Raw genomic sequence first — 19,867 nt, 5'->3', positions numbered from 1 at the left:
CGGAGCCATGCTTGAGAGCATCGGTCCATGAGCACCTCCAGCAACAGCACCCCCGCAGGTTCCCGTACGTTCGACGAGCTTGTCGCCGAGGCCGAGGCCGCCCCCACCCAAGGCTGGGACTTCTCCTGGTTCGAGGGCCGGGCCACCGAAGCGCGGCCCTCGTGGGGGTACGCGCGGGCCATGGGGGAGCGGCTGGCGACGGCGGAGGCCGCGCTGGACGTGCAGACGGGGGGCGGCGAGGTGCTGGCGTCCGCGCCCTCGTTGCCCGCGGTCACCGTGGCCACGGAGGGGTGGCCGCCGAACGTGGCGAAGGCGACGGCCCTGCTGCACCCGCGCGGCGCGGTCGTCGTGGCCTCGGCCGAGGACGCGCCGCTGCCGTTCGCGGACGGCGCCTTCGACCTGGTCACGAGCAGGCATCCCGTCACGCCGCACTTCGCCGAGATCGCGCGGGTGCTGCGGCCCGGCGGGACGTACTTCGCCCAGCACGTGGGCCCGAGCAGCGTGTTCGAGCTCGTCGAGTACTTCCTGGGTGAGCAGCCAGCGGCGGTCAGGAACGCCCGCGACCCCGAGGGCGAGCGGGCCGCGGCCGAGGCCGCCGGGCTCGACGTGGTGTCGCTGCGCGCCGAGCGGCTGCGGATGGAGTTCTTCGACGTCGGGGCCGTCGTCCACTTCCTGCGGAAGGTGGTGTGGATGGTGCCCGGGTTCACCGTCGACGCGTACCGGCCGCGACTGCGCGAGCTGCACGAGCAGATCCGGGAGGAAGGGCCTTTCGTGGCCCACAGCACCCGGCACCTCTTCGACGCGCGCAAGCGCTGATCCCTCCTCCGGCGGTACTGTCGATCCGGTAAGTGAGGCAGCGGCCGTACCCGGACGAGGAGTTGGCACATGGCGAAGGGCAAGGGGCCGTACACGTGCGGTCTGGACGCGGCCGTGGACGTCGTCGGCGGCAAGTGGAAGCCCCTGATCCTGTGGGCGCTGTACGCGGGGGGCACCCTGCGGTTCGGGGAGCTGCGGCGGCACGTCCACGGCGTCAGCGAGAAGATGCTGATCCAGCAGCTGCGGGAGATGGAGACGGACGGCATCGTGCACCGCGAGGTCTACCGCGAGGTGCCGCCCAAGGTGGAGTACTCCCTCACCGACCTCGGCCAGTCCCTGAACCGGGCCCTGGAGCCGCTCGGCCTGTGGGGCGACGCGAACATGGCGCACCTGGTCGCCAACCAGGAGGCCAAGGCCGCCGCGGTCGCGCGCGACGCCTGAGGCCCGGGGGCCCGCGCCCCCGCGTCGCTGCCCGAAGCCCGGTGCCCCAGACGTCAATTCGGGCAATTCGGGGCGACTCCGGTGCGCCGCGGTCGTCGATTCAACATTGTTATCGATTGTTCCGCACACCGGCTCGATTCGATCGCTGGACTCGCGTAAGTTCAGACCAACGCTAATTCGCGTGCGCAAAGCTGCGCGGGGCGGGTGCCGCGCAGCGGAGGGGGCTGCGCGGCCTCGTGCGCGCTCTGCCCAAGAGCGAGCGCCCCACCGTGCTCCTAGGCGCCGTTCCGATCCGGTCCGTCCAGGTCCACCACCAGGCGCACGCCCCTGCGGACCCCCCACGCCGCCATCGCTCCGGCCTCCGCCTCCACCACGCGCCGGGCCCGGAACCGGGGCAGGCCCACCCGGCCCGGCCGCATCGTCCGCACCGCGAGCACCCGGGACCCCCGGTCCAGGTACGCCACGTCCACCGCGAACCGCATCCCCAGCGTGTGCACCGCGCTCGTGCGCGGCAGCAGCAGGGCGCCCGGGACGCCGTCGCGGCCGAGCAGCCCGCGCCGCCGTGCGCGGGGCGAGTCCGCCACCTCCAGGGGGACCGCGAAGGGGCTCCCGGAGCCGGGCACCGTCAACGTCGCCATGGCGCGACGCTAGCGCCCGGCGCGTCAAGCGCGCGCCCCGCCCGCGCGTCACCCTTCGGAGCTACCGCTTCCGCCGGTCGGATCCCGCCGCGAGGGCCGGAAACCGGCGGGGAACGGGGGCCAAGCAGTCGCCGGGCGGTTTCGGAGAGTAGTTGTGGCACGCCGATGCACCGCGAAGCACTTACGAAGGGTTATGGTGGAAACCCCCCCTCGGGCCGGTCCGTCTCCCCCCCACGGACCGGCCCGTTTCTTTTGGCCGCGCGGCGGCCGCCCGCGCCACGGCCGTGCGGCCGGGCGCGGGGCCGCGCGCCGGACCGCGCCGTCAGCTCCGACCGGCCCAGATGTTCGTCCCCGGCGTCGACACCGCGAAGGTGTCGATCTCGTCGAGCTCCGCCTGCGTGAGCTTCGGTCCGGACAGGGCCGCCACGTTCTCCTCCAGCTGCCGCACGCTGGACGCGCCGATGAGCGCCGAGGTCATGCGCTCGTCCCGCAGCACCCAGTTCAGCGCCAGTTGCGCGAGCGACTGGCCGCGCCGCGCCGCGATGTCGTTCAAGCCATTGAGGCGGCGTACGACCTCGTCGCTGAGGAGCCCCGGGTCGAGGGACTTGCCCTGGGTCGCGCGCGAGCCCTCGGGGATGCCCTTCAGGTACTTGTCGGTCAGCAGGCCCTGCGCGAGCGGCACGAAGGAGATGCAGCCCATGCCCTCCGTCTCCAGGGTGTCGAGCAGGCCGTCGTCCTCGGTCCAGCGGTTGATCATCGAGTACGAGGGCTGGTGGATGAGCGGACGGACCCCCATCTCGCGCAGCAGCCGCGCGGCCTCGGCGGTCTGCTCGCTGGTGTACGAGGAGACGCCGACGTACAGCGCCTTGCCCTGCTGGACCGCGGACGCGAGGGCGCCCATGGTCTCCTCCAGCGGGGTGTCCGGGTCGAAGCGGTGCGAGTAGAAGACGTCGACGTGGTCCAGGCCCATGCGCCGCAGGGAGGCGTCGAGCGACGACAGCAGGTACTTGCGGGAGCCCCACTCGCCGTAGGGGCCGGGGTGCATCAGGTAGCCCGCCTTGGTCGAGACGACCAGCTCGTCCCGGTAGGGGGCGAAGTCCTGGGCGAAGAGCTTGCCGAAGTTCAGCTCCGCGCTGCCGGGCGGCGGGCCGTAGTTGTTCGCCAGGTCGAAGTGGGTGACGCCCAGGTCGAAGGCGCGGCGCAGGATCGCGCGCTGGGAGTCGAGCGTGCGGTCGTCGCCGAAGTTGTGCCAGAGGCCGAGCGAGACGGCCGGGAGCCGCAGGCCGCTCCTGCCGGTGCGGCGGTACTCCATCGTGTCGTAGCGGTCGGGGGCGGCGGCGTACGGGGAGATGTCGTTCATGGAACGAAGCTACGTCACTGCGTTCGGCTTGGGCGGGCTTGATCGGCCTGCGGCCTCGTCCTCCGACGCCGGACGGGCTCCATCGGCCTGCGGCCTCGTCCTCAAACGCCGGACGGGCTTGGATTGGCCTGTGGTCTCGTTCTTCGGTGCCGGACGGGCTTGATTTGGCCTGTGGTCTCGTTCTTCGGTGCCGGGCGGGCTCGGTGGGCGTGCCGCGGTCCGCGGGCTGGCTTCGGGGGGGGCGCGGTGGCGGTCCGCGCGGGGCGTGGTGCGCGGGCCCAACCCCCGTGTCGCGCGCCCCCCTTCCGTGCCGGAGGCGGTCGTTCGGGGTGGGGGCGTGGACGAACACTCCTCATACCCCTCTTTCTCCCGTCCGTAACGGCACCCGGGCCGAGGGACCGCCCGCGCAGCGGTACCCTTTCGGCTTCGGGGGCTGCCGTCGGGCCCCAGGACTCCCCCCGGCCGGTCGGCCCCCGGGGCAGCGGCCGTCTTTCGTGAGAGGTGGAATCTCGTGAGCTTGCGCGACCTGGTGTACCGGCTGTACGCACACCGGGTGGAGGGCCGCCTCGACCACGCGCAGGTGCCCAAGCACATCGGCGTCATCCTCGACGGCAACCGCCGCTGGGCGAAGGCCTCCGGCGGCACCACCGCGCAGGGCCACCAGGCGGGCGCGTACAAGATCGAGGAGTTCCTCGGCTGGTGCGCCGAGACCGACGTCGAGGTCGTCACGCTGTGGATGCTGTCCACGGACAACCTCGACCGCCCCGACGAGGAGCTCGTCCCGCTCGTCGGCATCATCGAGGAGACGGTCCGCAGCCTCGCGGCCGACGGCCGCTGGCGCGTGCACCACGTGGGCACCCTCGACCTGCTCCCGGGCCGCACCCAGCGGGTCCTGAAGGAGGCCGAGCAGGCCACCGACACCAACACGGGGATACTCGTCAACGTCGCCGTCGGCTACGGCGGCCGCCAGGAGATCGCCGACGCCGTCCGCTCCCTGCTGCTCGACCACGCCGAGCGCGGCACCTCCCTCGAGGACGTCGCCGACAGCGTCGACGTCGAACAGATCTCCAAGCACCTCTACACCAGCGGCCAGCCGGACCCTGACCTGGTGATCCGGACGAGTGGTGAACAGCGCCTCTCCGGCTTCATGCTCTGGCAGTCCGCTCACTCCGAGTACTACTTCTGCGAAGTCTTCTGGCCGGCGTTCCGGAAGGTGGACTTCCTGCGTGCACTGCGTGATTACGCCGCGCGCCACCGCCGTTACGGTGGATGACGAACCGGGTGGACTGAGAACTCGGTAACCGGGAGTTAACCAACGCGCCGTCATATGCCATGGCATGGCTGCGCTTGTTCGAGGGAATAAGCCTTCCAGGTCGGCGTCCGATTCACGGGCGCCGTATCTCAGCGGGCGGCACGGGGCCGTCCGCCCGGGAGGCCCTTTGCGCAAGGACGACCGCGCGGTGAGCGCGGACGACACGGAGGGCCGGTGCCCGGCCCGCGCATGGGGGCCGCACACCGGCCCAGTTCCCTCCGTCGCTCCCCGACCTCATCCGAGGGGGTACGTCCTTCCGTGGTGACCAGCACGAAGCGCCAGCAAGGCCGGCGCACCTATGTTCTCGACACCAGCGTCCTGCTCGCCGACCCGAACGCGCTCGCGCGTTTCGACGAGCACGAAGTGGTGCTGCCGATCGTCGTAGTGACGGAGCTAGAGGCCAAGCGCCACCATCCCGAACTCGGCTACTTCGCCCGGCAGGCCCTGCGCCTGCTCGACGACTTCCGCATCCGGTACGGACGCCTGGACGCGCCCATCCCGATCGGCAGCCTGGGCGGGACGCTGCGCGTCGAGCTCAACCACTCCGATCCCGGCGTGCTCCCGGCCGGATACCGCCTGGGCGACAACGACTCGCGGATCCTCGCCGTGGCCCGCAACCTCCAGGCCGAGGGATACGACGTCACCGTCGTCTCGAAGGACCTGCCGCTGCGGATCAAGGCGTCCTCCGTCGGCCTCCTCGCCGAGGAGTACCGGGCCGAGCTCGCCATCACGGACTCCTCCGGCTGGACCGGCATGTCCGAACTGACCCTCTCCGGTGAGCAGGTCGACCTCCTCTACGAGACGGAGACGCTGTACGTCCCCGAGGCGTCCGAGCTGCCCGTGCACACCGGCCTGACCATCCAGTCCGAGCGCGGCAAGGCGCTCGGCAGGGTCACGGCCGAGGGCAGCGTCCGCCTGGTCCGGGGCGACCGCGAGGCCTTCGGCCTCAAGGGCCGCAGCGCCGAGCAGCGGGTCGCGCTCGACCTGCTCCTCGATCCGGACGTCGGCATCGTCTCGATGGGCGGCCGCGCGGGCACCGGCAAGTCCGCGCTCGCGCTCTGCGCGGGCCTGGAGGCCGTCCTGGAGCGGCGCCAGCACCAGAAGGTGATGGTCTTCCGGCCGCTGTACGCGGTGGGCGGGCAGGAGCTCGGCTATCTGCCCGGCACCGAGGCCGAGAAGATGGGGCCCTGGGCGCAGGCCGTCTTCGACACGCTCGGCTCGGTCGCGGGCAAGGAGGTCATCGAGGAGGTGTCGGCGCGGGGCATGCTGGAGGTCCTGCCGCTCACGCACATCCGGGGCCGCTCCCTGCACGACGCCTTCGTCATCGTGGACGAGGCCCAGTCCCTGGAGCGGAACGTCCTCCTGACGGTCCTGTCCCGGATCGGGGCGAACTCCCGCGTCGTCCTCACCCATGACGTCGCCCAGCGCGACAACCTCCGGGTCGGGCGGTACGACGGAGTGGTCGCCGTCATCGAGAAGCTGAAGGGGCATCCGCTCTTCGCCCATGTGACGCTCACGCGCTCGGAGCGCTCGCAGATCGCGGCCCTGGTGACGGAGATGCTGGAGGACAGTCAGATCTGACCGTTTCGTCCGAAGCGCGAAAATCCCCCGTTCCACGCGGAACGGGGGATTTTTGTGGTTCGCGACTGAGGTGAGGTCAATTGCCCCTGGGGCGGCGGCGCTTGGCCGCGACCGGAGAAGCGACAGAGCCTAGTGGGGCCTCGGCCCCATGCGTCTGGGTTTCCGTAAAACTGCTGGGACAAACGGGATGTGAGCTTTCACACGCAACTCGGAATTGCCTCCCGGCATCCCGCTACGGCAGAGTCTGGGTCCTGTCAGGCCCCGCATACGGCACTCCTGTACCCCCAGCGGTACGGAACAACAGAACTTCATAGTGGTCGCCGTATGCCGCCCGAGCACCACGCGGCGCTCCCGTCAAGGGAGTTGTCCACCGGGCCCGCGCCTCCCGTGACCGAGCAGCAAACGGAGGCCAGCGTCAGGGGCACGATTGCGTCCGCGAGGTCACCTATGCGGGCGATGCTGGAAGGAAACCGTGTGAGCCGGATTTCGGTCCGGGGATTCGCAGTGGCGTCGGCCACCGCGGTCACCACCGTCGGCGCCGTCGTGGGCGTTGCCTCGGGCAACACCCCGTCCTCGAACTCGAACGACCTCGAGGCGACGGCCAGCGACTCGACTCTCCTCGCAGACATCCCCGCCGGCGAGCAGGCCCAGGTGCAGACCACTTCGGTGGCGCAGCAGGCCGACGCCCAGGCGATGGCCGCCGACTCGGCCGCGAAGAAGTCCGCCGCTGAGGCCGCCCGCGTCCAGGCCGCCAAGAACGCCGTGGCCAAGCAGAAGGCCGCGAAGCAGGCGGAAGCGGACAAGAAGGCCGCCGCCAAGGAAGCCGCGGAGAAGAAGAAGCAGCAGGAGAAGGAGCGCCTGGAGAACAAGGCGAGCCGCTCCTCCTCGCGCGACGCCTCCGACTTCGCCCCGCAGAGCTCCTACACGGTGGCCCAGGTCCAGGCGATGGCCCGGCAGATGGTCCCCGCGGGCCAGTTCCAGTGCTTCAGCAACATCGTGAACCACGAGTCCACGTGGAACTACCGCGCCACCAACGCCTCCTCCGGGGCCTACGGCCTCGTCCAGGCGCTGCCCGGCTCCAAGATGTCCTCGGCGGGTGCCGACTGGCGCACCAACCCGGCCACGCAGATCAAGTGGGGCCTCAACTACATGAACGACCGCTACGGCAGCCCGTGCGGAGCCTGGAGCTTCTGGCAGGCGAACAACTGGTACTGAGAGCGATCACGCTCAACCTGGCACAGCCCCTCATCGTCCTACGGTGGGGGGCTTCGCCATGTACGGTCGGTTCGAACGCCCCAGCGGGTACGACCGGGGCTCCGGTGGGGAATGAGCGGGGGGAAGAGGACGGATCATGTCGCGAGTTCCAGGGTGGCGCCGACGCGTCGGCGCGGGCCTGACCAGGCTGGGTGAACGCCTGGACGCGGGCCGCGCCCAGGGCGCCCCGGACACCCCCGAACCGGAGCCGGCCGCGGCCGGACGGGACGAGCCGTCGGACGCGTCCGTCATATCCGACGCGCTCCGTACGCCGGACGCGTCCGCGGCGCCCGGTGTGCCCGTCGATGGGGTGACCGCCGAAGGTTCCGGTCCCGCACCCGCCGAGGACGTCACGCCCGACGGCACGCACGCGCGCGCGGACGACTCCGCGCCCGCCGCGCGGCCCGCCCCCGCCGACGGCACCCCCGCCGGGGAGCCCGCCCCGGCGGGCGCCAAGCTGTCGCTGCGCAAGCGGTACGCCGACATGGTGCGGCACGCCGCCGACGCGCGCGCCGACGCCGAGGGCCGGGACCAGGGCGAGGAGCCCTCCGACGCGGCCGCGGACCACGTGCCCGCGCCGCCCGCCTACGCCCCCGCCATCGCGGCGCGGCCCGACCCCGTGGCCGCCGTGCCGTGGGGCGTGCGGGTCGCCGCCGAGGCCGGGTGGCGGCTGCTCGTCCTCGCGGGCACGGTCTGGGTCCTGATGAAGGTCATCAGCGCGGTCCAGCTCGTCGTCTTCGCCTTCGTCGCCGCGCTGCTCATCACGGCGCTGCTCCAGCCGACCGTGGCCCGGCTCAGCAGGCTCGGCCTGCCGCGCGGCCTCGCCACGATGGTCACCGCCGTGCTCGGCTTCGTGATCATGGGCCTGGTGGGCTGGTTCGTGGTCTGGCAGGTCATGGAGAACGTCGACACGCTCTCCAGCCAGATCCAGGACGGCATCGAGGACCTGCGCAAGTGGCTGCTCAACAGCCCCTTCCACGTCACCGAGGACCAGATCAACGACATCGCGAAGAGCCTGCGCGAGGCCGTGGGCGCGAACTCCGAGGAGATCACCTCCGCGAGCCTCGAAGGCGTCACCGTCATCATGGAGGCCCTGACCGGCATCCTCCTCGCGGTGTTCTCCACGCTCTTCCTGCTGTACGACGGACCGCGCATCTGGAAGTGGTTCCTGCGGCTCGTGCCCGCCGCGGCCCGGCCCGGCGTCGCGGGGGCGGGGCCGCAGGCGTGGCGCACGCTCACCGCGTACGTGCGGGGCACGGTGATAGTGGCCCTCATCGACGCCGTCTTCATCGGGCTCGGGATCTACTTCCTGGGCGTGCCGATGGCGGTGCCGCTGGCCGTCTTCATCTTCCTGTTCGCGTTCATCCCGCTGGTGGGCGCGGTGATCTCGGGTGCGCTCGCGGTCGTCGTCGCGCTGGTCACGCAGGGCGTGTTCACGGCCGTGATGTCGCTCGTGGTGGTCCTCGCGGTGCAGCAGATCGAGGGGCACATCCTCCAGCCGTTCATCCTCGGCCGCGCGGTGCGGGTGCATCCGCTGGCCGTGGTGCTCTCCGTGGCCGCGGGCGGGATGGTGGCCGGGATCGGGGGAGCGGTGGTGGCCGTGCCGCTCGTCGCCGTGACGAACACGGTGGTCGGGCACTTGCGTGCCTACTCCCGAGAACTGGCCCTCCGGCAGGCCGAAGCGGTGGCGGACACGGCTCCCGCGCCGGAGCAGCTGCCCTCCCCGCCCACCCGCCCTTCCTCCGGCTGACCGTCCACCCCATCGCGCTGGCGCGCTCGTCCTCAAACGCCGGACGGGCTGGGATGTTCCGTCTGTCCGTACTCGGGTGCACGGAAGGCCCCGCTCCCCTGATAGGGAGCGGGGCCTTCCGACAGCGCCCCGAAGGGGCGCGGGGCTGTGCTGATGTGCGGCTCCGCCGCGCGGGCGCGACCAGCCACGACGGAGCAGTAGACGACCGACGGGCCAATGGGCGGGGAAGCGCGGCCGCTAGGCCAGGTGCGCCTCGGACTCCAGCGTGACGCCGACCGCCTGGATCACCGAAGCGATCTTGAAGGCCTCCTGGATCGTCTCGCGGTCCACACCGGCCTTGCGCAGCACCTGCTCGTGCGAGTCGAGGCACATGCCGCAGCCGTTGATCGCGGAGACCGCGAGCGACCAGAGCTCGAAGTCGATCTTCTCCACGCCCGGGTTGCCGATGACGTTCATCCGCAGGCCCGCGCGCAGCGTCCCGTACTCCGGGTCGGAGAGCAGGTGGCGCGTGCGGTAGAAGACGTTGTTCATCGCCATGATGGCGGCCGCGGACTTGGCCGCGGTGTACGCCTCCGGCGAGAGGTTCGCCTTCGCCTCGGGCTCCAGCTCGCGCAGCACCTGCGCGGAGCGCGAGGCGATCGCGCAGGCGAGCACCGTGCCCCACAGCTGCTGCTTGGGCAGCTCGGAGTTGCCGATGACCGAGCCGAGGTTCAGCTTCAGGTCCTTGGCGTAGTCCGGGACGGCTGCCTTCAGCTCATCGAGGGCCATGCTCACTCACCGGCCAGCAGCGCGACCGGGTCCAGGGTGTCCTCGCCCTTGCTCCAGTTGCAGGGGCACAGCTCGTCCGTCTGGAGAGCGTCGAGGACCCGCAGGACCTCCTTGGGGTTACGGCCGACGGAGCCGGCGGTCACCATCGTGAACTGGATCTCGTTGTTCTGGTCGACGATGAAGACGGCGCGCTGCGCGAAGCCGTCCTCGCCCTCGATGCCGAGCGCGCGCATGAGCTCGTGCTTGGAGTCGGCCAGCATCGGGAAGGGCAGGTCGGTCAGGTCCGGGTGGTCCTTGCGCCAGGCGTGGTGCACGAACTCGGAGTCGCCGGAGAAGCCGAGGACCTGGGCGTCACGGTCGGCGAACTCGTCGTTCAGCTTGCCGAAGGCGGCGATCTCGGTCGGGCACACGAAGGTGAAGTCCTTGGGCCACGCGAAGACGATCTTCCACTTGCCCTCGTAGGTCTTGTGGTTGATCTGCTCGAACTCCTTGCCCTTCTCCAGCGAGACACAGGCAGTCAGGTCGAACTCGGGGAACTTGTCACCGACAGTGAGCACGCGCTCTCCTTGCAGCGGGAAGCCCCGGTCGAGGGCTTCCGAGGGGTTGGACTCCGTCGATCGTGGCACAGGGTGCATTGATTAGGGAAATAGCTACACTTGGTTCTGTTGATTGGAGGTGGTTATCAGTGGCCGCTGTACATAGGGGCAAGCAGCCCAGCCTGGCGCAGCTGCGCGCCTTCGCCGCCGTCGCCGAGCATCTGCACTTCCGGGACGCCGCCGCGGCGATCGGGATGAGTCAGCCCGCGCTGTCCGGCGCCGTCTCCGCCCTGGAGGAGGCACTGGGTGTCCAGCTCCTGGAGCGGACCACCCGCAAGGTGCTGCTCTCCCCGGCCGGGGAGCGCCTCGCCGTGCGCGCCAAGGCCGTCCTCGGCGAGGTCGAGGCGCTCCTGGAGGAGGCGGACGCCGTGAAGGCCCCGTTCACGGGCGCGCTCCGGCTCGGTGTGATCCCGACCGTGGCGCCGTACCTGCTGCCGACGGTGCTCGCCCTCGTCCACGAGACGTACCCGGACCTGGATCTCCAGGTGCACGAGGAGCAGACGTCGTCGCTCCTGGAGGGTCTCGCCGCGGGGCGCCTTGACCTGCTGCTCCTCGCGGTGCCGCTCGGGGTGCCCGGCGTCACCGAACTGCCCCTGTTCGACGAGGACTTCGTCCTGGTCACCCCGCTCGACCACTGGCTGGGCGGCCGCGAGGGGATCCCCCGTGAGGCGCTGCGGGAGCTGAACCTGCTGCTCCTCGACGAGGGCCACTGCCTGCGCGACCAGGCCCTGGACATCTGCCGCGAGGCGGGTCGCGCCGACGCCCCTGTCACCACGACCGCCGCCGGGCTCTCCACCCTGGTGCAGCTCGTGGCGGGCGGGCTCGGCGTGACGCTGCTCCCGCGGACCGCCGTGCGCGTCGAGACCAGCCGCAGCAGCCAGTTGCTCACCGGGTACTTCGCCGACCCCGCGCCCACCCGGCGCGTCGCCCTCGCGATGCGCTCGGGCGCGGCCCGGGCCGCGGAGTACGCGGAGCTGGCCGAAGCGCTGCGGGGGGCCTTGCGGCCGCTGCCCGTGCGGGTGCTCTAAGCGCTTCGCTGGAACTGCCGCGATGGGCCGTCGATCGCCTGCGGGGCCGTCGTGGCTGGTCGCGCCCGCGCGGCGGAGCCGCATATCGGCACAGCCCCGCGCCCCTTCGGGGCGCTGCCGCACACGCGTCGGGGGCGGGAGTCCATGGACTCCCGCCCCCGACGAGGCACTTGCTTCACTCCGTGCGCAAGCCGTCCGGCCGCATCATCCGCCACAGCGGCGGCAGGCTCAGGGCCGTCACGACCGCGACCAGGACCGCGCCCGCGCCCGCCAGGGGGATGAACACCAGCCAGTCCGTGACCGGTTTGGCGACCATGCGGCACATCACGACGCCGAGGGCCAGGCCGCCGACGACGGCGAGGGCGAGGCCGAGGGCCACCGGGACGGCGGTCTGCCACAGGATCGACCAGCCCATCGAGGTGCGCCGGGTGCCGAAGGCGGTCAGAGCAGCGAGCAGGCGCTTGCGCTCACGGAGCTGCTCCAGCATCGACACCAGCATGGACGCGGCGATCAGCATCATCGTGGCGATGGCCCCGGCCTGTAGGCCCTTCTGGACGGACGCGTACTGCTTGTCGCGTTCCATCATCTCGATGGTCCCCACGTTCACCAGCGGGTCCATCCGGAACGCGGCGTTGCGCACGTGCTCCTCGGCGTCCGGGACGCTCCGGTCGATCTGGACCATGGCGTCGGTCGAGGCGTCGACCATGCGGTCCACGTCGAGGGCGCGCGGCGTCGCGAAGATGCCGTAGTACTTGTCGCCCACCGGGTCGGGCCTGGCCTGCACGGTGCGCGTGGACTGCGGCAGCGTCCACGGGGAGTGCTTGCCATGCGGCTTGCCGTCGTAGCTGAACCAGGAGTCGGAGTTGAGGTCGATCGGCTTGCCGGGGCGGGCCACCAGGTCGACCTGCGCGGTCATCTCGCGGTCCCCGGAGCGCACGATGAACGTGTCGCCGTTGGTGCAGGACTTGACGTGGGCCAGTTCGCGCAGCGTCTCGCAGGTGCCGACGCGCAGCTCGGTGGTGGGCCGGTAGCCGTCGGACTCCTGGCCCTTCGGCAGCTTGCCGGGCCTGACGACGTACGACGAGACGGCGCCCATGACGTTCTTGACGCCCTTGGTGGCGCGGAAGTCGTCGATCATGCGCTGGGCCAGTGCGCCGCTGGCCTGCGACGAGCTCACGCTGAGCTGGGCGCGGCGCGGGTCGCTGTCCGTGGTGGTGTTGAACTCGTCGTGCATGGACGCGAAGAGCATCTGCAGCGCGACCGCGCCCGCCACCGCGACCGTGATGCCGCTGACCGCGCGGGCCGCCGTGCCACTGCTCAGCTGGAGGCGCCGGGTGGCCAGCTGCCAGGGCACGGGCCCGCCGCGCAGCTTGGCCACGGCGGCCTCGACGAGCCAGGGCAGCAGCGTGGCGAGGCCCACGAGGGCGAGGGTGGCGCCGACGGCGATGACGTAGACGTGCACGTCGGCCGTGGTGGACTGGGTCGAGATGCGGTCCTGGCCGAGCAGGATGCCGAGGCCCACGACCGGAAGCAGCAGCCGCCACCACAGACGGCGCTTGCGCGGCGCCGAGCTGCGGACGACGCCCAGCGGCTCGATGGCGACCGAGCGCAGCGACACCAGGGTGACGAGCACCGCGGAGACGGGCACGGCCACGAGGATCAGCGCGGTGAGCCCCGGCAGCGGCACCATGTCGGAGGGGAAGGCGCTGACCTTCCAGATGTCGACCATGCCGACCAACTGCCGGGCGAGCAGGAAGAACATGGCGCCCGCGACGAGCCCGAGCAGCGCCCCGCACAGGGCCTCGCCCGCGGCGATCCGCCGTACCGCACGCCGGTCGGCGCCGACCAGGCGCAGCGCGGCGAGCCGCTGGTCGCGCCGCTCGCCGCCGAAGCGGACCGCGGTGCCGATGAAGATGACCACCGGGGTGAGCAGCACGACGCAGATCAGGACGATCAGGACGACCAGGAGCGGGTCGAGGGGCTCGGAGGGCTGCTCGTAGCCGAAGGCCGGCGTACGGTAGGCGCCGTCGGCCCTGGACAGGGTGTCGGAGCCGAGGTAGTAGTACAGCTCCTTGGGGTGCATCAGGCCCGCGTCGCCGATGGTGCCCACCTGGCGGTACTGGCTGAAGCGCTCCTTGAGGAGCGTGCCGCCGGAGCCGTTCATCAGGTCCCGCAGGGCGGGCGAGACGACCACTTCACCGGCCTTGGGCATCGCGTCGACGCCGGGCGGAAGCACCGGGTGGGCGCCGTCCGCGCGCAGCACGCGCCCGGTGATCTCGGAGTTGCGGAAGTCCGTGCTCACATTGATGGACAGGACCGTCGTGTCGCTGCGCTTGGCCTGCTTGCCGTTCATCTCGGTGAGCGGGGTGCGCGCCGTGGAGCGGGCGTCGCGCTTGTTCAGCATGTCCGGCACGGACGCGGCGCCGAGCAGCAGCGCCACGCCGAGGCCCACGCCGACGGCGGTGAGGATCGTCCGGGTCCAGCCCTGTCGGCCGCCGCCGATCGCGAAGCGCAGGCCCATGGCCAGGTCGCGGATCCAGGCGCGGACGCCGCTGGGGCCGGGGTGCGGGGCGGCGGCGGGGGCCGGGGTCACGGCCGGTTCGGTCCGTGTCGTGCTCATACCAGGCGCTCCATGTCCCGTGACCTGCCGTCGCGGACGACGATCTCGCGGTCGGAGTACGCGGCGACGCGGGTCTCGTGCGTGACCAGGACGACGGCGGCGTTGGTGGACCTGGCGGCGTCGGTGAGCAGCTCCATCACGCGCTCGCCGTTGAGCGAGTCGAGCGCGCCCGTGGGCTCGTCGGCGAAGACCACGCGCGGGCTGGTGGCGAGCGCGCGGGCCACGGCGACGCGCTGGCCCTGGCCGCCGGAGACCTCACCGGGCCGCTTGGCGCCCACGTCGTCGACCTCCAGGCGCTCCATCCAGCCCAGGGCGGTGCGCTCGGCGTCCTTGCGCTTCGCGCCGTTGAGCCGCAGCGGGAGCGCCACGTTCTCGACGCAGGTCAGCTCCGGCACGAGCTGCCCGAACTGGAAGACGAAGCCGAACTCGCTGCGCCGCAGTGCGCTCAGCGCGGTATCCGTCATCGACGTCAATGAGCGGCCGTTGTACGAGATTTCGCCCGCGTCGGGGCGCACGATTCCGGCGAGGCAGTGCAGCAGCGTGGACTTGCCGGAGCCGGAGGGGCCCATGACGGCGACGACCTCGCCGGGATGTATGGAGAACGCGGCGTCGTCGAGCGCGGTCGTGGGCCCGTAGGCCTTGCGCAGCCCGTGGGCGGTGAGCAGGGAACCGGCGGGGGTCATGCGGGGAGCACCTCCTTGGCGAGCCTGCCGAGGCGGGCACTTGTCAGTTCGAGCCAGCGCAGGTCGGCTTCGAGGTGGAACAGGGCGTGGTCGCAGATCAGCTGGTCGGCGAGGTCGCCCTTGCGCTTGCGGTCGGTGAGGATGCGCATCATGCGCAGGTGCTCGGACCGCTGGGTGTCGAGGATGTCGGCGGCGTCCCGGTGCGTGAGCAGCGCGAGGACGACCTTGGTGTAGAGCGTCGACTGGAGGTACGGCTCGGGCTTCTCCGGCGTCGCGAGCCACCGCTGGACATCGGTGATGCCCGCCTCGGTGATGGCGTAGCGCTTGCGCTCGGGGCCGTCGCCCGCCTCTATGCCGTCGACCTCGACGAGACCGTTCTTCAGCAGGCGCGACATGGTCGAGTAGACCTGGCCGTAGTGCAGCGGCTTGTCGTGCCCGAACTTCTCGTCGAAGGCGCGCTTGAGGTCGTAGCCGTGGCGCGGGCCGGACTCGAGCAGGCCGAGGAGAGTGTGACCGATGGACATGCCGAGGACTATACACACCACGTATACGTGGTGTGTATACGTCGAGTGTGTAGCGGGACCCCGCACCGCCCCGGCCCGGTGGATGTGACCACTCCGGCAGAAAGGGGAGGCAACCGTCCGCGCTTCCGAGGAGTCGATTCCGGTGGAGTGGCAAGGGTTCCCCTGGCACGGGTGCTCATTGTCACGTCCGGAAAAGACCGGATCGGGCGCCTTTTGTCCTCGGGTGCGGTGTTAGCTTCGTGAGCTGACCTGACCCGTACGAGGGGTACGAGACGTACGCGGCGTACGAGCGGCACGAGACGGATACGACGAAGAAGCGGAGCGACCACAGTCATGGGCCGAGCGGAAGAGCGAAAAGCGCGGCAGCGCGGTGCGCGCCGGGCAGCGCGCGGCCGCCCGCCCGGCGGCGCCCCGGCCTCCGGCACCCCCGCCGACGCCGGTACGAGCCCCTCCGAGGGCGCCCCGGCGGGCTCCGGCTCCGGCTCCGGCGACTCCGGCAGGGGCGGCAAGGCGCGGCGCACCGGTGGCGGCAAGCCGAAGCGGACCGGCATCCGCCGCTTCTTCACCTGGAAGAAGCTCCTCGGCTATTTCTTCGGCTTCATCCTGCTCGGCATGCTCGGCTTCGTCGTGCTCTACCTGGTGGTGGACATCCCCAAGGGCAACGCCCTGGCGAAGAAGCAGAGCAACATCATCAAGTACAGCGACGGCGAGGTCCTGTACCGCGACGGCGAGGTCAACCGCGAGATCGTCGACCTCGAGAAGATCCCCAAGAAGGTGCAGCGCACCTTCGTCGCCGCCGAGAACAAGTCCTTCTACAAGGACACGGGCATCGACTTCAAGGGCACCGCGCGCGGCGTGATCAACACGCTCTCCGGCAAGGGCAAGCAGGGCGGCTCGACGATCACCCAGCAGTACGTCAAGAACTACTACCTGTCGCAGGAACAGACCGTCACGCGCAAGCTCAAAGAGCTGGTCATCTCGCTGAAGGTGGACCGCGAGAAGAGCAAGGACGACATCCTCGCGGGCTACATCAACACCAGCTACTACGGCCGCGGCGCGTACGGCATCCAGGCCGCGGCCCAGGCCTACTACGGCGTCGACGCCGCGCAGCTGAACGTGTCGCAGGGCGCCTACCTCGCGGCCCTGCTCCAGGCGCCGAGCTCCTACGACTGGGCCACCGCGACTCCCACCGCCAAGAAGCTGGTCAAGGAGCGCTGGAACTACGTCCTGAACAACATGGTCGGGCAGGGCTGGCTCGACTCCGGCGAGCGCGACGGCCTGAAGTTCCCCTACCCGCACGCGCCGAAGGTCGCGCCCGGCATGAAGGGGCAGACCGGCTATCTGGTGCAGTTCGCCAACGAGATCGTCCAGCGGCAGCTGGTGGAGCAGGGCTACACCAAGTCCGAGGCCGAGGCGCAGCTCAAGGCCGGCGGCTACACCATCACGCTGAACATCGACCGCAAGAAGCAGCGCGCGCTGGAGAAGGCCGTCGAGCGCAAACTCGAAGACCGCCTCGACCCGAAGAAGAGCAAGGCCGACGCGCGCGTGCAGGCGGGCGCGGTGTCCGTGAACCCGAAGACGGGCGCGATCGTCGCGATGTACGGCGGCAGCGACTATCTGAAGCACTTCAGGAACAACGCGACCCGCACCGACTACCAGCCCGCCTCCACCTTCAAGCCGCTGATACTCGCCGCCGCCCTGGAGAAGGGCGCCACCACCCAGGACGGCGATCCGATCACGGCGAACACGATCTACAGCGGCCGCAGCGAGCGCCCCGTCAAGGGCAGCGACATCGCCTTCGCGCCGCCGAACGAGGACGACCAGTCGTACGGTCCCGTCACCGTGCAGACAGCCATGAACAAGTCCGTCAACTCCGTGTTCGCGCAGATGGGCGTGGACGTGAAGATGGACAAGGTCCTGGAGGTCGCGGGCAAGCTGGGCATGAGCACCAAGGGCCTGCCCGCCGTGCCCGCGCAGACCCTCGGCACCATGGGCGCGAGCCCCCTGGAGATGGCCGGGGCCTACGCCACGCTCGACAACCACGGCAAGCTGGTCACCCCGCGGCTCGTGAAGTCCGTCCAGCACCGGGACCGGACCGTCGACCTGCCGGACGCGATCGGCGACCAGGTCATCAGCCGGGGCGCGGCCGACTCGGTGACGTCGGTGCTCACCGGCGTGGTCGACGACGGCACCGCCCGCAGGTCCGTGCGCGACGCGCCCAGCCGCAAGGGCCAGCAGGTCGCGGGCAAGACCGGTACGTCCGACGACAACAAGTCGGCCTGGTTCGTGGGCTACACGCCGAAGCTGGTCACCTCCGTCGGCCTGTTCGGCGAGCAGCCCGAGGACGACGGCAAGGTCAAGCGGGGCACCCAGGTGTCCATGCGCGGCGCGGGCGGCAAGCCCCGCGTCGACGGCGGCAGCTTCCCGGCCGAGATATGGGCGGCGTACACCTTCGAGGCGACCGGCTCGCGCAGCAAGTTCAAGCTGGACACCGACATGGGTGCCGCCGTCGCGCCGCCGCCCGACCCGACCACGCGGATCCCCTCGACCCCGACGACGCGGCCCAGCGAGCCGGACGAGAAGGACAAGCCGAGCACCAGGCCGCCGTCGACGAAGCCCCCGACGACCCAGCCGCCGTCGACGAAGCCGCCGACGACCCCGCCGCCCACGGACCCGACGACGAAGCCGCCGACGACCCCGCCGACGACTCCGACGTCGCCCACCTTCGGGATCCCGGACGACCCGGACGACCGGCGGGCCGACAGATCGTCGCGCTCGGACGAGTAGCAAGCGTCGCTCTCGGACGAGTAGCAGGCGTCCCGCTCGGACGAGCGGCAGCGGACACGGAAGGTGCCCGGAACCCAGGGTTCAACCCCACGGTTCCGGGCACCTTCCGTGTCCGGGTCAGCCAGGTCCCGCGCCGTTGACCCGCGCCGCGACCTTGTCGCCGAGGTCCTTGTCCACGCTGCGCCAGTAGCGCAGCGCCCGGTCGAGGACCGGTCGGGAGACGCCGTCGAGCAGATGCCCGCTGATGTTCGCCACCAGGCGCTCGCGGGCCGCGTCGTCGAGCACGTCGCGCACCAGTGTGCCCGGCTGCCCGAAGTCGTCGTCCTCGCGGTGCAGCTTGTACGCCTCGCGCACCATCTCGCCCGCGGTCCGCCAGCCCGCCGGGTCGACGGACTCCTGGACGGGGGCGGCCGGGCCGCCGTACGAGTTGGGCGCGTACGGGCGCGCGACGTTCGCCGGCTCGTAGCGCATCGGGCCGTCCTTCGCGTACGAGCGGACGGGGGAGCGCGGGCGGTTCGGCGGCAGCTGCTGGTAGTTGGGGCCGATGCGGTAGCGGTGCGTGTCCGGGTACGAGAACAGGCGGCCGAGCAGCATCTTGTCCGGGGACGGACCGATGCCCGGCACCATGCTGGACGGCTCGAACGCGGCCTGCTCGATGTGGACGAAGAAATCCTCGGGGTTCTCGTTCAAGGTCATCCGGCCGACCTCGATGAGCGGGTAGTCGCCGTGCGGCCACACCTTCGTCAGGTCGAACGGGTTGAAGCGGTAGTCCGGCGCGTCGTCGAAGGGCATGACCTGGACCTTGACCGTCCAGCTCGGACAGTCGCCCCGCTTGATCGACTCGAACAGATCGCGGCGGTGCAGATCGCCGTCCTTGCCCGCGAGGTCGTCCGCCTCGTCCTGGGTGAGGAAGTCGATGCCCTGGTCGGTCTTGAGGTGGTACTTCACCCAGAACTTCTCGCCGCCGCCGTTGATCCACATATAGGTGTGCGACGAGTAGCCGTTCATGTGGCGGTACGTCTTCGGGATGCCGCGGTCGCCCATGAGCCAGGTGACCATGTGCGCGGACTCCGGCGACAGGGTCCAGAAGTCCCACTGCATGTCGTGGTCGCGCACCGCGCTGTCGAGGGTGCGCTTCTGCGAGCGGATGAAGTCCTGGAACTTCTGCGGGTCGCGCACGAAGAACACGGGGGTGTTGTTGCCCACCAGGTCGTAGTTGCCGTGCTCCGTGTAGAACTTCAGCGCGAAGCCCCGCGGGTCGCGCCAGGTGTCCGGGGAGCCCTGCTCGCCCGCCACGGTGGAGAAGCGGGCCAGCATCTGCGTGCGCCTGCCCGGCTGGAACAGGTCGGCCTTGGTGAACTGGCTGACGTCGTTGGTGACCTCGAAGGTCCCGTACGCGCCCGAGCCCTTGGCGTGCACCACGCGCTCGGGCACCCGTTCGCGGTTGAACTGGGCCATCTTCTCGATCAGATAGTGGTCCTGGAGCAGGATCGGGCCGTTCGCGCCGACGGTCAGCGAGTGCTCGTCGCTCTCGACCGGAACGCCGGCGTTGTCGGTGGTGGAGGGGGCCTTCCGGGGCGCCTCACTCACGAGCGTCCTCCCGTTCGCAGAGGGGGGTCAGGTCGCTTCGGTCACCACGCCAGTCAACGACGCCGACAAGACGTCGGCAACTTTTTGCCGGACCGGGCAGGGCGGAGCCGAGCCCGGGG

16 protein-coding genes are annotated in these 19,867 nt (G+C 70.8%); 8 read left to right on the top strand and 8 right to left on the bottom strand.

The annotated features are described in order from the left end of the window. Positions 1 to 27 precede the first annotated feature (27 nt). Positions 28 to 816 (top strand): class I SAM-dependent methyltransferase, encoded by a 789-nt coding sequence (locus tag AC5WAM_RS15310; protein WP_495522896.1) that lies wholly within the window; start codon positions 28 to 30, stop codon positions 814 to 816. Between the two features lie 69 nt (positions 817 to 885). Beyond that, the gene (locus AC5WAM_RS15305; protein ID WP_495522895.1) at positions 886 to 1,257 is read left to right on the top strand and encodes a winged helix-turn-helix transcriptional regulator; all 372 of its coding nucleotides are present in this window, start codon (positions 886 to 888) and stop codon (positions 1,255 to 1,257) included. Positions 1,258 to 1,532: 275 nt separating this feature from the next. On the opposite strand, the gene AC5WAM_RS15300 is transcribed toward AC5WAM_RS15305, so the two are convergent. Further along, positions 1,533 to 1,895 (bottom strand): DUF192 domain-containing protein, encoded by a 363-nt coding sequence (locus AC5WAM_RS15300; RefSeq protein ID WP_366793102.1) that lies wholly within the window; start codon positions 1,893 to 1,895, stop codon positions 1,533 to 1,535. Positions 1,896 to 2,217: 322 nt separating this feature from the next. Beyond that, positions 2,218 to 3,255 carry an L-glyceraldehyde 3-phosphate reductase gene (gene mgrA / locus AC5WAM_RS15295; RefSeq protein ID WP_495522894.1) on the bottom strand — a complete coding sequence of 346 codons (1,038 nt, stop codon included), beginning with the start codon at positions 3,253 to 3,255 and terminating at the stop codon, positions 2,218 to 2,220. A 511-nt stretch (positions 3,256 to 3,766) separates the two neighbouring features. On the opposite strand from mgrA, the gene AC5WAM_RS15290 reads away from it, so the two are divergent. From AC5WAM_RS15290 to AC5WAM_RS15275, 4 genes are all read left to right on the top strand, one after another. Continuing rightward, positions 3,767 to 4,528 carry an isoprenyl transferase gene (locus AC5WAM_RS15290; protein WP_366793104.1) on the top strand — a complete coding sequence of 254 codons (762 nt, stop codon included), beginning with the start codon at positions 3,767 to 3,769 and terminating at the stop codon, positions 4,526 to 4,528. A 297-nt stretch (positions 4,529 to 4,825) separates the two neighbouring features. Beyond that, a complete protein-coding gene (gene phoH2, locus AC5WAM_RS15285) occupies positions 4,826 to 6,148 on the top strand; it encodes an RNA 5'-3' helicase PhoH2 (RefSeq protein ID WP_138961557.1) in 1,323 nt (440 codons plus the stop codon). Between the two features lie 474 nt (positions 6,149 to 6,622). Further along, complete coding sequence (locus tag AC5WAM_RS15280) at positions 6,623 to 7,363, top strand: aggregation-promoting factor C-terminal-like domain-containing protein (protein WP_495522893.1); 741 nt, start codon at positions 6,623 to 6,625, stop codon at positions 7,361 to 7,363. A gap of 136 nt (positions 7,364 to 7,499) precedes the next feature. Beyond that, positions 7,500 to 9,152, top strand: a complete 1,653-nt coding sequence (locus tag AC5WAM_RS15275; RefSeq protein WP_495522892.1) for an AI-2E family transporter — start codon at positions 7,500 to 7,502, stop codon at positions 9,150 to 9,152. A 237-nt stretch (positions 9,153 to 9,389) separates the two neighbouring features. Here AC5WAM_RS15275 and AC5WAM_RS15270 read toward each other — a convergent pair whose 3' ends face one another. Beyond that, positions 9,390 to 9,920 (bottom strand): alkyl hydroperoxide reductase, encoded by a 531-nt coding sequence (locus AC5WAM_RS15270; RefSeq protein ID WP_495522891.1) that lies wholly within the window; start codon positions 9,918 to 9,920, stop codon positions 9,390 to 9,392. 2 nt (positions 9,921 to 9,922) lie between these two features. Continuing rightward, positions 9,923 to 10,477 (bottom strand): peroxiredoxin, encoded by a 555-nt coding sequence (locus AC5WAM_RS15265; RefSeq protein ID WP_018536446.1) that lies wholly within the window; start codon positions 10,475 to 10,477, stop codon positions 9,923 to 9,925. Positions 10,478 to 10,605: 128 nt separating this feature from the next. Between AC5WAM_RS15265 and AC5WAM_RS15260 the strand changes: the two genes are divergently transcribed. Further along, on the top strand, positions 10,606 to 11,544 hold the full coding sequence (locus tag AC5WAM_RS15260) for a LysR substrate-binding domain-containing protein (protein WP_366793108.1): 939 nt from the start codon (positions 10,606 to 10,608) through the stop codon (positions 11,542 to 11,544). Between the two features lie 175 nt (positions 11,545 to 11,719). Here AC5WAM_RS15260 and AC5WAM_RS15255 read toward each other — a convergent pair whose 3' ends face one another. From AC5WAM_RS15255 to AC5WAM_RS15245, 3 genes are read right to left on the bottom strand one after another with little or no spacing between them, the layout of a single operon-like run. Further along, positions 11,720 to 14,164, bottom strand: coding sequence for an FtsX-like permease family protein (locus AC5WAM_RS15255; RefSeq protein WP_495522890.1), 2,445 nt, complete (start codon positions 14,162 to 14,164; stop codon positions 11,720 to 11,722). Continuing rightward, positions 14,161 to 14,847 carry an ABC transporter ATP-binding protein gene (locus AC5WAM_RS15250; RefSeq protein WP_366793110.1) on the bottom strand — a complete coding sequence of 229 codons (687 nt, stop codon included), beginning with the start codon at positions 14,845 to 14,847 and terminating at the stop codon, positions 14,161 to 14,163. The genes AC5WAM_RS15255 and AC5WAM_RS15250 overlap by 4 nt, the downstream gene beginning before the upstream one ends. Further along, positions 14,844 to 15,371 carry a PadR family transcriptional regulator gene (locus AC5WAM_RS15245; RefSeq protein WP_030668264.1) on the bottom strand — a complete coding sequence of 176 codons (528 nt, stop codon included), beginning with the start codon at positions 15,369 to 15,371 and terminating at the stop codon, positions 14,844 to 14,846. Before AC5WAM_RS15245 ends, AC5WAM_RS15250 begins: the two co-directional genes overlap by 4 nt. A 333-nt stretch (positions 15,372 to 15,704) precedes the next feature. On the opposite strand from AC5WAM_RS15245, the gene AC5WAM_RS15240 reads away from it, so the two are divergent. Next, positions 15,705 to 18,158 (top strand): transglycosylase domain-containing protein, encoded by a 2,454-nt coding sequence (locus AC5WAM_RS15240; protein WP_495522889.1) that lies wholly within the window; start codon positions 15,705 to 15,707, stop codon positions 18,156 to 18,158. A 117-nt stretch (positions 18,159 to 18,275) separates the two neighbouring features. Here the strand turns inward: AC5WAM_RS15240 and AC5WAM_RS15235 are convergent, their stop codons facing one another. After that, positions 18,276 to 19,748, bottom strand: coding sequence for a catalase (locus tag AC5WAM_RS15235; protein ID WP_366794327.1), 1,473 nt, complete (start codon positions 19,746 to 19,748; stop codon positions 18,276 to 18,278). Positions 19,749 to 19,867 lie beyond the last annotated feature (119 nt).

The organism is Streptomyces sp. JLYT201, assembly GCF_059448825.1.
The sequence above is the reverse complement of the archived record's forward strand: the minus strand, read 5'-3'. Positions and strand labels throughout refer to the sequence as shown.

Bases quoted from the DNA above. Each gene is read 5' to 3' on its own strand.
- AC5WAM_RS15310 (WP_495522896.1), top strand. From the start codon at position 28: ATGAGCACCTCCAGCAACAGCACCCCCGCAGGTTCCCGTACGTTCGAC.
- AC5WAM_RS15305 (WP_495522895.1), top strand. From the start codon at position 886: ATGGCGAAGGGCAAGGGGCCGTACACGTGCGGTCTGGACGCGGCCGTG.
- AC5WAM_RS15300 (WP_366793102.1), bottom strand. From the start codon at position 1,895: ATGGCGACGTTGACGGTGCCCGGCTCCGGGAGCCCCTTCGCGGTCCCC.
- mgrA (WP_495522894.1), bottom strand. From the start codon at position 3,255: ATGAACGACATCTCCCCGTACGCCGCCGCCCCCGACCGCTACGACACG.
- AC5WAM_RS15275 (WP_495522892.1), top strand. From the start codon at position 7,500: ATGTCGCGAGTTCCAGGGTGGCGCCGACGCGTCGGCGCGGGCCTGACC.
- AC5WAM_RS15270 (WP_495522891.1), bottom strand. From the start codon at position 9,920: ATGGCCCTCGATGAGCTGAAGGCAGCCGTCCCGGACTACGCCAAGGAC.
- AC5WAM_RS15255 (WP_495522890.1), bottom strand. From the start codon at position 14,164: ATGAGCACGACACGGACCGAACCGGCCGTGACCCCGGCCCCCGCCGCC.
- AC5WAM_RS15250 (WP_366793110.1), bottom strand. From the start codon at position 14,847: ATGACCCCCGCCGGTTCCCTGCTCACCGCCCACGGGCTGCGCAAGGCC.
- AC5WAM_RS15245 (WP_030668264.1), bottom strand. From the start codon at position 15,371: ATGTCCATCGGTCACACTCTCCTCGGCCTGCTCGAGTCCGGCCCGCGC.
- AC5WAM_RS15240 (WP_495522889.1), top strand. From the start codon at position 15,705: ATGGGCCGAGCGGAAGAGCGAAAAGCGCGGCAGCGCGGTGCGCGCCGG.